This window comes from Coprococcus sp. AF38-1, from assembly GCF_003603945.1.
Classification (GTDB): Bacteria; Bacillota; Clostridia; order Lachnospirales; family Lachnospiraceae; genus Coprococcus; species Coprococcus aceti.
The window spans coordinates 302,707-317,957 of the sequence record NZ_QVGO01000003.1 but is presented as its reverse complement, the minus strand read 5'-3'; the positions used below and the strand labels follow the sequence as shown (position 1 = coordinate 317,957).

The 15,251-nt window shown below is 45.1% G+C and carries 12 protein-coding genes; all 12 read right to left on the bottom strand.

Features of this window, described 5'->3' with window-relative positions:
* Positions 1 to 62 precede the first annotated feature (62 nt).
* The 12 genes from clpX to DW025_RS05845 all read right to left on the bottom strand — a co-directional run bounded on the left by clpX (position 63) and on the right by DW025_RS05845 (position 15,240).
* On the bottom strand, positions 63 to 1,373 hold the full coding sequence (gene clpX, locus DW025_RS05900; protein WP_022216030.1) for an ATP-dependent Clp protease ATP-binding subunit ClpX: 1,311 nt from the start codon (positions 1,371 to 1,373) through the stop codon (positions 63 to 65).
* A 136-nt stretch (positions 1,374 to 1,509) separates the two neighbouring features.
* Positions 1,510 to 2,091, bottom strand: a complete 582-nt coding sequence (clpP, locus tag DW025_RS05895; protein WP_015534163.1) for an ATP-dependent Clp endopeptidase proteolytic subunit ClpP — start codon at positions 2,089 to 2,091, stop codon at positions 1,510 to 1,512.
* A gap of 46 nt (positions 2,092 to 2,137) precedes the next feature.
* Entirely contained in the window at positions 2,138 to 3,424 is a 1,287-nt protein-coding gene (gene tig / locus DW025_RS05890) for a trigger factor (protein ID WP_015534164.1), read from the bottom strand.
* 267 nt (positions 3,425 to 3,691) lie between these two features.
* Positions 3,692 to 3,898 carry an alpha/beta-type small acid-soluble spore protein gene (locus DW025_RS05885; protein WP_015534165.1) on the bottom strand — a complete coding sequence of 69 codons (207 nt, stop codon included), beginning with the start codon at positions 3,896 to 3,898 and terminating at the stop codon, positions 3,692 to 3,694.
* A gap of 132 nt (positions 3,899 to 4,030) precedes the next feature.
* On the bottom strand, positions 4,031 to 5,098 hold the full coding sequence (gene buk / locus DW025_RS05880; RefSeq protein WP_015534166.1) for a butyrate kinase: 1,068 nt from the start codon (positions 5,096 to 5,098) through the stop codon (positions 4,031 to 4,033).
* 33 nt (positions 5,099 to 5,131) lie between these two features.
* On the bottom strand, positions 5,132 to 6,052 hold the full coding sequence (gene ptb, locus DW025_RS05875; protein WP_022216032.1) for a phosphate butyryltransferase: 921 nt from the start codon (positions 6,050 to 6,052) through the stop codon (positions 5,132 to 5,134).
* A gap of 103 nt (positions 6,053 to 6,155) precedes the next feature.
* Positions 6,156 to 9,395 (bottom strand): SpaA isopeptide-forming pilin-related protein, encoded by a 3,240-nt coding sequence (locus tag DW025_RS05870; RefSeq protein ID WP_119999163.1) that lies wholly within the window; start codon positions 9,393 to 9,395, stop codon positions 6,156 to 6,158.
* Between the two features lie 235 nt (positions 9,396 to 9,630).
* On the bottom strand, positions 9,631 to 10,113 hold the full coding sequence (locus DW025_RS05865; RefSeq protein ID WP_015534167.1) for an S-ribosylhomocysteine lyase: 483 nt from the start codon (positions 10,111 to 10,113) through the stop codon (positions 9,631 to 9,633).
* Between the two features lie 2 nt (positions 10,114 to 10,115).
* Positions 10,116 to 10,817 carry a 5'-methylthioadenosine/adenosylhomocysteine nucleosidase gene (locus DW025_RS05860; protein ID WP_119999161.1) on the bottom strand — a complete coding sequence of 234 codons (702 nt, stop codon included), beginning with the start codon at positions 10,815 to 10,817 and terminating at the stop codon, positions 10,116 to 10,118.
* A 40-nt stretch (positions 10,818 to 10,857) separates the two neighbouring features.
* Complete coding sequence (locus DW025_RS05855) at positions 10,858 to 13,218, bottom strand: transglutaminase-like domain-containing protein (RefSeq protein ID WP_119999159.1); 2,361 nt, start codon at positions 13,216 to 13,218, stop codon at positions 10,858 to 10,860.
* On the bottom strand, positions 13,211 to 14,272 hold the full coding sequence (locus DW025_RS05850; protein ID WP_119999157.1) for a DUF58 domain-containing protein: 1,062 nt from the start codon (positions 14,270 to 14,272) through the stop codon (positions 13,211 to 13,213). Before DW025_RS05850 ends, DW025_RS05855 begins: the two co-directional genes overlap by 8 nt.
* A 41-nt stretch (positions 14,273 to 14,313) precedes the next feature.
* A complete protein-coding gene (locus DW025_RS05845) occupies positions 14,314 to 15,240 on the bottom strand; it encodes an AAA family ATPase (protein ID WP_119999155.1) in 927 nt (308 codons plus the stop codon).
* Between the last annotated feature and the right edge of the window lie 11 nt (positions 15,241 to 15,251).

Below are 15,251 nucleotides of genomic sequence, written 5' to 3'. Positions count from 1 at the left end.
TAAGGGCTTATAAGGGCGCAAATGTATGTCAGCGTTATAACGTCTCATTTCGGCAATAATGACTATGCACTCTCGCCGTTATCTGTATTTGCCTTTTTCTTCCTTACCTTTTTCTTAGGAAGGTCTGTATCCTCTGATGGATCTCTGTAAGTCAGTACAGGTTCTTCATCGCCTGTTATGACACCCTTGGTAATAACACACTTCTCTATAGTTGGGTCTGAAGGGATCTCGTACATAAGATTAAGTGTAGCATTCTCCATGATAGCTCGAAGTCCTCTAGCTCCGGTCTTACGCTCCATAGCTTCCTTTGCTATCTCTCTGAGCGCATCATCCTCTATCTCAAGCTGAACTCCATCAAGCTCAAAAAGCTTCTTATACTGCTTGCATATTGCACTCTTTGGCTCTGTCAGTATTCTCACAAGTGCATCCTCATCCAGAAGATCCAGAGTCACTGCAACAGGAACTCTTCCCACAAATTCAGGGATAAGTCCATACTTTACAAAGTCATGTGGCATAACCTGTTTGAGGAGCTGTCCAACGTCCTGCTCTGACTGCTCTATAACCTCTGCATTAAAGCCAATTGACTTCTGGCCGACTCTGTTCTCTATGATCTTCTCCAGTCCCTCGAACGCACCACCACATATGAATAATATGTTGGTCGTATCGATCTGGATAAGCTCCTGATGTGGATGCTTTCTTCCGCCCTGAGGTGGAACTGAAGCCACAGTGCCCTCTATTATCTTTAACAAAGCCTGCTGAACGCCCTCACCCGACACGTCTCTGGTTATGGATACGTTCTCGCTCTTCTTTGTGATCTTGTCTATCTCATCAATATAGATTATTCCATGCTCAGCTCTCTCTATGTCATAATCAGCGGCCTGTATAAGCTTCAGGAGAATGTTCTCAACATCCTCTCCTACATATCCGGCCTCTGTGAGAGTTGTAGCATCTGCTATTGCAAAAGGAACGTTTAACAATTTTGCAAGGGTCTGGGCAAGATATGTCTTACCTGATCCCGTTGGACCAACCATGAGGATATTACTCTTCTGTAATTCAACCTCAAAATCCTTCTGCGCAAGTATTCTCTTATAATGGTTGTACACGGCAACCGCCAGTACCTTTTTTGCCTCTTCCTGACCTATTACATACTCATCAAGAAATTCTTTTATTTCCTTTGGCTTTAACAGATTGATATCACCATCTGAATCAAGTCCTGCGTCAACCAGTTCTTCTTCTATTATCTCTGAGCATATCTCTACGCATTCATCACATATGTAAGCCCCAGGTCCGGCTATGAGTTTTCTAACCTGATCCTGTGTCTTATTACAGAAAGAACATCTGAGCTGTTTTCTCTCGTCACTACGATCTGCCATTACAATACCTCGATTATTCACTATTTATAATTGTCTGGAGCCAGTCTTTTCCAGAATCTGCGAATACACCGCCGGTTCTGCAGGCTGGCTCCAACCAACTGATACATCTTCTACATATCAGATATCTCTATCTGTATTATCTGTTTGTTATAACGCTGTCGATAAGGCCGTATGCACAAGCCTCCTCAGCAGTCATCCAGTTATCACGATCTGTATCTGCCGCTATAACATCAAGCGGTTTTCCTGTATTCTCACTCAGCATTTTGTTGAGTTTCTCTTTTGTCTTTAATATATGTCTGGCTGCGATCTCTATCTCTGTTGCCTGTCCCTGAGTTCCACCAAGTGGCTGATGTATCATGATCTCCGAGTTTGGAAGCGCATATCTCTTGCCCTTTGTTCCTCCTGCAAGAAGGAATGCTCCCATGCTCGCTGCCATTCCACAGCATATTGTTGAAACATCACACTTGATATATCTCATTGTGTCATATATTCCCATTCCGGCTGTAACTGATCCACCCGGGCTGTTGATATATAATGAGATATCCTTTGAAGGATCCTCTGACTCAAGGAATAACAACTGTGCTATAACAAGGCTTGCAGTTGCATCATTGACCTCATCTCCAAGAAAGATGATTCTGTCTTTCAGCAATCTAGAATAAATATCGTATGTTCGCTCTCCGCGGCTAGTCTGTTCTACAACGTATGGTACCAATGCCATGTTATCTACCTCCAATACATATCAAGCCAATCTGTCTGTTAAAATATTAAACTTCCTTTGACTCATCTACAAGAAGCTTTGCAGCCTTCTTAACTGCTACATCCTTCTTGATGCTGTCCTTCTCTGCGTCGCCCATGAATCCCTTGATATCCTCAAGCTTCATCTGGTACTGAGCTGCCATCTTTGAAAGCTCCTCGTCAACTTCCTCGTCAGTAGCCTCAATGTTCTCAGCCTTTACTACAGCCTCAAGAACTGCTCTCTGCTGGATTCTCTTGAGTGCGTCTGGCTTGATTCTCTCCATGAGAGACTCCTCTGTAACGTTTACGATCTGCATATACTGCTCAAGGCTGATTCCCTGATACTGAAGTGTCTGAGCGAACTCATCCTTCATTCTCTTCTGCATATCCTCAACCTGTGCATCTGCAATATCCATAGTTGCGTTCTCGATAACCTTGTCAAGAACCTTTGCTTCCTTCTCGTTTGCAGCGTCTCTGTTCTTCTTTGCAAGTATCTTCTGCTTTACCTCTTCCTTGTACTGGTCAAGTGTATCGCATCCGCCTACCTCGCTTGCGAACTCATCATTGAGCTCTGGAAGCTGTGACTCTGTGATAGAGTTGATCTTGCACTTGAATACTGCCGGCTTTCCTGCAAGCTCCTCAGCCTGGTAATCCTCTGGGAATGTTACGTTAACCTCAACATCCTCTCCGATATTCTTACCAACAAGCTGATCCTCAAATGTATCGATGAATGAATGTGAGCCAAGAACGAGCTTGTAGTTCTCACCCTTTCCACCATCAAATGGAACACCATCAACAAATCCCTCGAAGTCAAGAGTAACCTCGTCGTCAAGCTGTGCTGCTCTTCCCTCTACGAGTACCTTTCTTGCGTTCTGAAGCTGCTCCTTCTTGATGTCCTCAAGAACCTCGTCATCTGTTACTTCAACGTCGATCTTCTCAACTTCGATTCCCTTGTAATCGCCAAGTGTAACCTCAGGCTTTACAGCAACCTCTGCTGTGAATACGAAATCCTTGCCCTTGCCCATCTCTATTACGTCAATAACTGGCTGTGATGCGATCTCAAGCTCTGAAGCTACAGCCTCTTTTGGATAATACTCGTTGATCATTGCATTTGCAGCATCCTCATAGAATACTTCCGGGCCATACATCTTCTCGATGAATGCCATTGGCACCTTGCCCTTACGGAAGCCTGGAACATTGAATCTGTTCTTTGTCTTGTTGTAAGCTGCTGTCATTGCCTTGTCAAAATCTGCTGCAGGTACTGTGATTGTAAGCTTTGCCATGCTGTGCTCAAGCTTTTCTACTGTGAAACTCATCTTTTTATTTCCTCCTTGAAATGTGCAAATGGTGCCTTAAGCCCTACAATTAAGGCACTCAGATAGCATCCATTTATCTTTTTCTTGTTTATATGTGTGGACAAAGTCCACATCAATCATCGATTATATCATAATGTGCAAATGATTGTCCAGTCCATTATACTATTATTATACTACAAAGTTTTCACGACACAAAAGACCTGATGTATGGATCATACACCAGGTCTTCTTTTTGTTCGTAGATCTAACGGAGATTATAAGCCAGGCTTATCTTCCTGACATCTGCTCTTCCTGTCTCTTGATCATCTGACGAACCATCTCGCCACCGATTGAACCTGACTGAGCTGATGTTAAATCTCCATTGTAGCCATCCTTAAGATCAACACCGATCTCCTTGGCTACCTCCATCTTGAACTTGTTCATAGCACTCTTTGCCTCTGGAACACTTGTCTTGTTAGAGTTTGAACTTGCCATAACCCTGTACCTCCATATTGAAATAATTATTTAAGACTTTCGTCTTGTTAGTATTATTAACAATACGGCTTATGTTATAATGGCAATTTCTGTTATATGCCATGAACTTTTTATCTGAAAATCACTTTTCTCTTAATACTTCATTGGCTCCTCTTCGCCATTCATGACTCTGAGTGCGCCCTGAGCAAGTGCAAGAAGCTCATCCTCTCCTGCATATACTGTAAATGGAGCAATAAATCCTGCTCTCTTCTCAAGCTCTTCGCATGTGTGCTTTGAATATGCGATTCCACCTGTGAGGATGATCTGATCAACCTTTCCTCTGAGAACTGTTGCCATACCACCTATATCCTTGGCAACCTGCTGATAGAATGCATCCTGAACAAGCTTTGCATGCTCATCGCCCTCATTGACAAGCTTCTCAAGATCTCTTGCATCGTTGCTTCCGATGTAAGCGTTGAAGCCGCCCTTTCCAACGAGCTTCTTCATAACCTCAGCCTGTGTATACTCGCCTGAGAAGCACATCTTTACAAGTGCTCCTGAAGGAACGCCACCTGCTCTCTCTGGTGAGAATGCACCGTCACCGTCAAGTGCGTTGTATACATCTACTACCTTACCGTGATCATGGGCACCAACTGATACACCGCCACCCATATGTACTACGATGAGGTTCAGGTCTGTGTACTTCTTGCCAACTTCCTTTGCATATCTCTTGGCTACTGCCTTCTGGTTGAGTGCATGGAACACGCTTATTCTTGGAAGCTCAGGTACTCCTGAAAGTCTTGATGATGGCATAAGCTCATCAACAACGACTGGATCTACGATGTATGAAGGAACTCCGAGCTCATCACCGATCTCTCTTGCGAGGATACCACCAAGGTTTGATGCATGCTGGCCCTGCTTACCGATCTTAAGATCCTCAAGAAGGTCATCGCTTACTGCGTATGTACCGCCTGGGATTGGCTTGAGCATTCCGCCACGTCCTACACATACATCAAGTGTCTTGATGTCAAAGTTCTTCTCAGCAAGGACATCAAGAATAACCTTCTTTCTGAAGTCCTTCTGATCTACTATCATATTGAAGCCTGCAAGCTCCTCTGTTGTATGTCTGAGTGTCTCCTCAAACAGAAGTGTCTCGTCCTCGAACACACCGATCTTTGTCGATGTTGAACCTGGGTTTATTATAAGAATCTTATATGACATTTTTTAAACCTCCAAATGTTTTTTATGTATGGCTTATTTGTTTGCCTTAAGTGACTCTGCAACAACTGCTGCAAGTGCTATTGAGTTGAGCTTAACCTCAAATGTATCTGATCTTGATGTAAGGATTACAGGAGCATCTGTACCTGTTATGATACATCCGTTCTTACACTTTGTTGTATGAACAAGTGTCTTGTATACAAGGTTACCTGCATGTATGTCTGGGAACAGAAGGATATCGGCATCTCCAACGATCTTTCTGTCTGTAGCTCCCTTATGGATAGCTGCCTCTGGCTCGATCGCAAGATCCATTGAAAGAGGTCCGTCAACGATACAGCCTGTGATCTCACCGTTCTCGTTCATCTTTGTGAGCTCAGCAGCCTCTACTGTTACAGGCATCTTAGGATTTACAACCTCTACTGCTGCAAGTGGAGCAACCTTTGGACAAGGTATTCCGCACGCATGAGCAACCTCTACAGAGTTCTCTATGATCGACTTCTTCTCCTCAAGTGAAGGATAAGTCATGAACGCAACATCTGTAAGGTACAGGAGTCTGTCAATACCAGGGATCTCAAATACACATACATGTGAAAGTGGCTTACCATTTCTGAGACCAACCTCTTTGTTGAGGACACTCTTCAGGAAATCCTTTGTTGAGAGAAGTCCCTTCATATACATGTCAGCCTTATGATCATGAACAAGTTTCACTGCCTTAAGTGAAGCCTCTATATCATCTGGCTCATTTACGATCTCATAACCTGTAAGATCCATACCGATCTGATCTGCGACCTCTCTGATCTTTGCCTCGTCACCCACAAGTATAGCATCTGCGATTCCCTTCTCCTTTGCAGCCTTTACAGCCTCAAGAATAGGCGCATCCTGTGCTACTGCAACTGAAACTGTCTTTCTGCTGCACTGTGAAACCTTTGCCAATAAATCATCAAAACTTTTACTCATCTTTCGCACCTCACGTGATATTTATTATTTATACAAGTCCATTTTGTATGTTATCACTTATAAATCTAAAGGTCAACCACATTGTCCCATGTTATTATTACTGTCATTTTGATTCTCCGGTAAATTTTTTCCTGTAAAATACGATTCCCGCAACCGAAACTACGGCAAAGCACATAAGCAGTATGACCTTCGAAACAGGATCCCGATCTCCGGTGTCCGGCGTATCAGGAGTGTTTGGCGTGTCGGGTGATGGATGTTCTTTTATTTTCTGATTTGTTATGATCACCGGATCATCCATGGTATATTCATTTTTTGATGTGTCTATCTGAATTTTTTTGTCTGTTTTTTCGTAACCCTCCGGGGCAGCTAACTCCTCTATGCTATACGTGCCTCTGGCAAGTCCGTAAAATACAGCCTGTCCATTTTCTTCCGATTCAGCTTTTGCGATCAGAGCACCCCGGTCATCATATATGCCAAACACAGCCCCGGCAAGCGGACTGCCATCCTCCTGATCCGTCTTGAGTATATGCACCATGCCATAGTGATTTTTGACATTTATCACCGGTGGCTCATCTGCACTCTCCGGCACGCTCACCGGTATGGAATTTACCCCCGGGTCGGCAATATAACCCTTGGGAGTTCTGGTCTCCTTTATATAATACTCTCCCGGCTCGAGTCCGGTGAATTCTACACTGCCGGCTTTGTCAGTCTTTTTTGTCATGAGCTTTTCATGATCAGATGCCCTGTACAATGTGAACTCCGCATCCGCAAGAGGTGTCTCCAGAATATCATCCGTCTTGTGGACACTTATGCTCCCTCTGATCTTCTCTTTTTCTTTTGTATAAACTGTCTGTGAAGCAAGGTTCACATCCTCATGTGAAGCTACGACCTCTCCCTCATAATCCTCATCCGTAAGCACCTCATAGCAGACAAGAGCCGAACCACTTATGCTGTCAGCCGAAAACCTGAAATTCACATCCACAGTCATCTCCTCTGCATCTGCGGTAAAACATTTCTCTGACGTTGATCCATCTGCCCCAAGCGGTCTGCCCGACTCCTGTGAGACAACGCTTCCGCTCAGTTTGTATCTGTGCCCGATATCCAGCCCTTTCATACTCACCGTGTCCGTGATATCTGCAGTTTCCGCATCCGGATCAATGAACTTCGATCCGTCTTCACTGTTCTTCGCCACAGATTCTATCTCCGGCATCCTCTCATCAACTATGTCCCCAAGATCAAACACGCACTCATCTGAATCTATTTTGAATTTTATCGGAGCAATGCTCTTATACTTTCCCTTATTTGCATCACAACGAAGCTCTGTCAATGTGTACTCTCCGTACGGCAGTGACCCTTTGGTCTTGTCCGGCTTTCCATCCCCAAACCAGATATCATCCGCAGAACTGGAGTATTCGCCATTGGCATCAGTTGTTATCTCCGCAGACTGGGTGCCATCGGAGTTCTCGACGAGGAATCTCACATTTGCGATCGCTGTCCCATCCTCGGCATCCACTTTTTTGAATTTGAAGTCACCTCTTACGACATGGTTCCCGACCACAAGCTCGTAGCCATTTACCAGACGAACAGTGTCGCCATCCTGTTCTATTCTGTCCAGATATATTCCATCTGAACTATCCTTTATAATATTGCCATCCTTTGCGCTTTTAAATATTGAATTCACAAGCGTGTACCCTTCTGGGGCTTTTGTCTCCTGAACCGTGATTGTTCCCGTCTGCAAAACCACATCCTCAAGGCCGCACTTACCGCTGTCATCCGTCTTAAGCGTCCAGCTCTGATCCGGCTTCTCTGGAAGCTCGTCCACGGAATTATAAAAATTCCTGTAATAATTGACTGTAAACTCAGCCCCTGACAAGACAGCATCTCCCTGAGATTTATCTCCCGTCTCCGCATCCTGTTTGTATATGCTCAGATCAATCTTGCCTGAGATCACCTTGTCCCAAGTCTCCCAGCTTATTTCAAGCTCCGTGGATGTACTGACCTCCTTGCCATCCACGGACAGAAATTCTCCTTCTTCGTTTATAACGAGCTGTGCCACAGCACTGTTTCTCTCATAGTTGTACGGAGCCCTTTCCTCATATATCCTGTATGTTCCGAACGGCATATCTGTGATCTCATAGGTTCCAAGTCCCCCATATTCTGACATCACAACTATACCATGTCCATTCTCATCAGTCTCTATCTGAGCCACCAGAGTGCGCAGACTCTGTGTGCCGTTTTTCACTTCCATCTCAATATTGTACAGAGCTTCTCCCACACCGGCGCCGGAATCTCTGTCGGTCTTGTGCAGACTGAACTTTCCAAGAACAGGCTTCTCTCCCGTCCATTCAATATCCATAGAAATACTGCTTGAAGCTACCGTTCCAAATAACAACTGCTGGTCATCATCTACCTGAGTGGAATCTACAGTATACACTGTAACTCCGGGGATCCCTTTACCAGACTTTACTGTGCCCGTTCCCTTATGAGCCTTCTCAGCACTGAAAAAGAATCTGTCGCCTCCCATTATAGTTACCTTACCTGTCTTGTGGATGGTGAACTCCTTTTCTCCGCTTTTCCTGATATGGAGCCATGTATCCGCCGGTACCGAGATCCTCACTCCATTCTCAGCATCTGCCTTACACCTCATTATCCTGGTTCTTCTTCTCTTCTCACCAGTCTTCTTGTCCACATAACCGGTATAATCCTTAAGACTTACATAATTACCGTAATTCTCTTTGCTTCCATCATCTATTATCTCTATATCTGCCTGATCTCCCTGAAGGATGATCTCATCTCGCTTTGTCTCCGATATGTATTTATAGAATTCGTCTATAACGTCAAAATACTGTCCATGTCTTATATAATTCAAAGTCAGTGTCATGATGAGCTGTCTGTGATCTGCGGACACCCCCTTAAAACCAGACCACGCATATTCACTTCCCGGTCCATACAGAAACGCTTTCTGAAGCAGTCTGTCATTTGTCACGGAAAATGCCACCTTGTCCGTGCTCTTAACTTCATTTTTCTTATGATCGCCGCAGTATGCCCTGTACTCTACACCGTCCTTATGCACCGTGTAATGCCTCGTGTATGGCATCCCATTGTAAAACACCACATCGCCGCTTAGGATGCAGTCCACATCTTCATAACTTATCTCATATCCGGCCATATCCGCAATTCCATCCGTTGAGGTGGCCATAACATCAGTATGCCTGCTTTTCTCCCCGGCATACAGTTCGTCAGCACTTGACCTTGTACTGAACCTATGATAAAAAACCACACCGGCCACACATACGGCCAGAAGAACAGCCAGCAGAATCTTATATACATACAATCTTTTCATAATCTCTTCCTTTCTGTTTGAGTTTCAGCCCATTCATAACCGTATCCGGTAAGAGCCGTCTTCATGAATCTGTTTAGCTGTTTTATGTGCACAAAAAAAGCTTACGTGCATTAAAAAGCACGCAAGCTTCATTGTCAATAGAATGGCAAACATTCCTCAACAAAGCGAATTTCCACTGAAAATCACCCGTTTTTTACATGGTCTGTATATTTTGATCCCATTTGTAAATTGGAATTTAACCCTCTGGATAATTAAGTCTGCTGTCATCTATATCATACAGAACCTGTGACAGGAATTTCTCTGCAAGATAGTTCGCCATACCGAGATTCATATCCAGGTAATTGCCGCACTCTCTTGGATTTGCTCCAGGGATCGGATCGTGATAATGTCTTATGAATTCGAACATTGATATCATAAGCTCCACTATATCCTTCGACTCATAATCACCTGCGAGTATGAGATAAAATCCCGTCCTGCAGCCCATAGGTCCAAAGTATATGACCCTATCCTTATACTCTTCATTATTTCTCAAGAATGTCGCACCGAGATGCTCTATAGTATGAACCTCCGCAGTGTTCATAACCGGCTCATAATTCGGCTTTGTCATCCTTATGTCAAATGTTGTGAGGATCTGATCCCCAGCCTTATCCTTTCTCGACACATAAATGCCCGGATTCAGGAGAAGATGATTTATCTGAAAACTTGCTATCTTATCCATGTCTACTTCACCTCATATCTCTTTATTATCTCTGTCATCATGTTTACACTGTTCTCTATAGCCTTTGCCGCAAATGTAGGATAATCCATCTCTGCACTGTCATCAGCCTTGTCCGATATGGCCCGGACAACAAGGTACGGAACCTTATTCAGCACTGCAACATGTCCTATGGCCGCGCCCTCCATCTCTGCACATCTTCCACCAAATGTCTCCACAAGCCATTTCTTCTTGTCCTTGCTCCAGATAAACTGATCGCCGCTCACCACTCTTCCAGTGAACACCTTGACTCCTATATTTGCTGCATCCACTGAGTCCTGTGCTATCTTAAGCAGCTCATCGCTGGTCTTGAACACGCTCAGCTCTGTATCAGGGATCACACCCGGCTCATATCCAAGGGCGGATACATCCATATCGTGCTCCACGGTATCCGTAGCCAGAACGATGTCTCCTATATCTATGTCAGCATCCAGTGATCCGGCTATTCCGGTGTTGATGATAGCTGACACTCCATACATGTCGATCAGCGACTGGGTACACATGGCCGCATTGACCTTGCCGACACCGCACTTTACGACCACGACATCCGTTCCTTCTATCTGTCCTTTGTAGAAGCTCATGCCACACTTGTCTGTGACATGGAGCCCATCTATCATCTCTTTCAATCTTGCGACTTCCTCGTCCATCGCACCTATGATTCCAAGCATCTCTTATACCTCCATTATCCATTGCTACCTGTCAACTATACTACAACATTCGGAATATGTATATCCTCTTCATAAAAGGAACCTGTCTCCTAAAGCTCCTGAACAGCACCCGAAGTTCTCCCATACGCTGTACATATTCGTCCCCGGACACCTCGCCGCCATAGCTTATGCCTTCCATATATGCCGCAAGGTCCTCAGTCTCCGCCGGATCTGCGCCCTTACAGAAATATTCAAGCTGCTGCCTGTGATTTCCCGCCCTCGAAAAATCATCCGACGCAAGTCTTGCATAATCACACATATACCTATAGTAAGCTATCACATTTCCAGTCTTATCTCTCCTGTGATAACCCACAAAACGAACTATCTTCCTGACTGCTGTACGCCCCACAAACAAGAGCACAGCAAATGCTATACATCCCGCCAGAACATATATTATCCACACGGCATTTCCAAGTGAAAATGCTGTGCCGGTCGTATCTGTTCCGGTATCTCCGCTGTCATCACCTACGAGCCATCTTCCAAATCTGGACCAGAAATCATCCTGGGTCTCATCCTCATCTTCACTCGACGGAGGTGTCAGCTCCACGACCTGCCATCTGCCACGTATGAACGCCTCTATCCACGCATGAGCTCCGCCATCGTCCACATCCACCTGAACAACAGCCGTTCTTCCAAGCTCTGATGAGCCTGAATAATAATCATCGTAACTGAACTGTTCTTCATCGAGCATTGTTCCGTCAAGGATCTCGGTGTAATCCACGGCATACCCCTCCACATATCTTGTGGGTATCCCCATGTATCTCAGGATCAGCGCCCCCGCAGTGGCATAATTGGCACACAGGCCCTTCTTCGTAGTATCAAGGAAATAATTGACATAATCCTCATCCATCGGCGTGGCTCCCGGATGCAGTGTGTACGGATAATTCTCCAGGAAGTATATATACACCTTCTGCAGCACATTATCCACACTGTCTTTTTCCGTGATTCCTGCGCTCTCACAGAATCTTCGTATTGAATCCATATTCTCCTCTGGAATCTCAAGATACTTGTCATCCACCGACGACATAACCGGCTCAGCCAGAGCGGATGGACTGTACTCCACACTGTACAATGAATCGCCCTCTTTGTAAGTATTCATGGCTTCTATATCAGTGTAGTAAGGGTAATATTTTAGATCTCCGGCGCCATCTATGATCTGTATATCCATTCGTCCTCTGGCATGTCCTTCAGAATTGACCGGTGACAGATAGTCGCCATCCTTATCTCTGTCCCAATGATCCCATCTATACTCATCACCAACGAACGCTTTCAGATAGATCCTGTTTGTGCTATATGGTGCAAATGTGATTACCAGATCCGTCTGTCCATCAAGTGTGACATCCGACACGCCTCCAAGCTTTCCATTTGCCAGTCCTCCGGTATTCGCCGAATTCCTTAGGGATTCAAATCCATACATGATGAGGTTTCCAAGCGGGCCTTCGATCTTGTTCTTCGCCGAGCTATCACGATACCTGTACAGATAAGTCTGCTGCGGCTTGACAAGAATAACCGCACTTCCCACCAATATACATACAGCCGCCACACCGGCCGCAAGCTGCAGAGACGCCCTGTCACTATGCCTGTAACTGAATCTTCGCTTCTTCTCATCATATTCAAACGTACTGTCCTTGTCAGTTATACGGAAGTGACCATTTCCCTTAAGGCAGATAACTCCCAAAAGTCCTGTGGATACCATGAACATGTAAATAACATCCGGCTCAAGCCTGAAAAACAATGGTAATATAAACACAGGAAGTGAAAACCACACTGCCCAGAACACACTCATATTCGTGTTAAGGAAAATGTTGAGGATTATTATCTCTACACAGCCTATAGCGATGGCTGCCACAGGAACAGTGAGCGCCCTGTTGGACAAAGTCTCGGAGAATACCTTAACCTCCTGGGCTCCATAATAATCAGTCACATGATCCAGAAACTCATTTACGATAGCATAGAATCCACTGTTTATATAACGTCTGAGGAGCATGATGAACAGGACAAAAGCGACAAGAAATATGATATATCCAACATCTCTCACCCACACCTTGCCTGATTTGAACAGACCACAGAAGTACATGGCCAGCAGCGCATACGCCAGAAATATAACGGGAACACCATACGCCATATCTATACACGACAAAAAGCCGCACATTGAACCGCCTATGATAAATATCTCCAGCAGGCATTTTGCAGCGATACCTCTGCTGTCCGATTTTCTTCTGCGCAGCTTTCTTTTTCTGTAATCCGCGCCTTCTCTGCCTCCATCTGTGATCTCCGGATCGTTGAGCAGCCTTACACCTTCACAGAATTCTACCGTTTTCCTGTCTTCAGTTTTCTTTTTTCTACCAAAGATTCTACCCAATTATGTATCCTTTCACACGATCTCCATATGTAAACACTACATTGCCATCCGCTCTCATATCGCCGGAAACAACTATGATCCTTCTGTCAGAATCCAGATTCTTCTCAAGCATCGATAACCCATAGCCAAAATCTGCATACGCCTGCTCATAAAAGATCTTCTCCATCCATTCAGCGAGATCATCCCTGCTGTCTATCGAAGTCCTGACTATATCGCCCTGCGCGCCGCTCCAGTAATAGAATGTAAACGGCAGTTGTTCATCCAACAGACTTACAGCCATGCCGTAGGCGGATTTCAGTACATCATTCAATATATGTGTCTCATCATCGGCAAGCTCTACCAATATCATGAGCTGGCTTGACGACATGCTCTCTCTGTCCTTTACCATCAGCACGTCTTTTTTTGCTGACAGCTTCCAATGTATATTCTGAAGCTTATCCCCCGGCTGGTATTCTCTCACATCCACAACCTCGGAGAAATCATGACCTTTTTTCCGGCTCTCCTCAGCCTCGTTCATCCCCTGTGAAACCGCGGTCATATCCGCCTCCACATCAACCTTTCCGGAAGGGAAAACCTTGTACTCTTTTACCGAGTTGCATTTGCTCTTTATCCTCACAAATCCAAGCCAGTCAGTAACACATATTCTGTCCGCTTTCACCTCCAGTGCACCTACATACGACTGGGCTATCTGGTAGTCCACCACATTCGCACTGCGCGAATATGCAGGTATGCACAGCGTATGCCTGCCATTTGTATGGAAAAGATCATTCTCCATGCTTATCTCTATCTCTGTGTTCATATTCGGAATAATGCTGCTGTTGTCGAGCACAACCGATACGAGAAATGGCGAGTCCACCGTAAGGTTCTGCTCCCCGCCGCCAAACTTTACAGTCAAATGCCTTGAAAGCACAAAGGCGCATACTATTGACACGACCGGCAGAACTATCATCAGTATCATAACTATGAAATTAAAATATGAATGCACAAAAAGAAGAATCAACAGATTTATAACAAACACGAGAATGTATTTGAATACATGCCATGCGTACTTCATCCGCTGATCCTCCTTTACTTATATCTCTTATGTTCTCCGTTCTAAGTCCTTGGAACCTTAACCTGACTTCTCACTTCATCCAGAGCCTCTGCGACAGTCATTCCATTAGCTCTGGCACGGGCTGCAAGCTTTACCCTGTGCCCAAGCACGTCGTTGAACACCTCTGCTATATCTCCCGGCACAACATATTCTCTTCCAGAGAGCACCGCCATTGCTCTGCTCATCCGCAGAAGTGCATTTGCGCCTCGCGGACTTGCTCCCATCGAGAAGAGCTCACTCTCCCTGGTAGCCTCAACCAGAGTCACTATGTAATCAAATATTGAATCATGCACACTCAAAGTTCTCGCCTTATCCTGAAGACCTATCAGTTCATCTCTCGTCACTATTCTCTCTACACTGTCCATAGGTACAAATTCCTGACCTTTAAGTATCTGCACCGCAGCCTCGTGGGATGGGTATCCCATGGAAAGTCTCACCATGAATCTGTCAAGCTGGGACTCCGGAAGCATCTGCGTTCCCGACGAACCAACCGGATTCTGGGTTGCAATGACCGTGAAAGGCTGTGGAAGTTTCCTTGTAACAGCATCGACTGTCACATGTTTTTCCTCCATGCTCTCAAGGAGTGCCGACTGAGTCTTAGGCGATGTTCGGTTTATCTCATCCGCAAGGAACAGATTACAGAACGCTGAACCCTCTTTGTACTCAAACTCACCGCTTTTTGCATTGTACATGGAAAATCCCATTATGTCACTCGGCAGAACATCCGGTGTAAACTGGACTCTGTTATATTTCATATCCAGAGTTCTGGCAAATGCCGTTGCAAGAGTGGTCTTGCCCACACCCGGGATATCCTCAAGAAGTATATGTCCACCCGCAAGTATGGCAGCATAGACCTTGATTATTATATCTCTTTTTCCCTTTACGGCCTTCTCTACCTCATCAACGACCCGGTTCTCTATATCTGTCATACGCCGTCCTT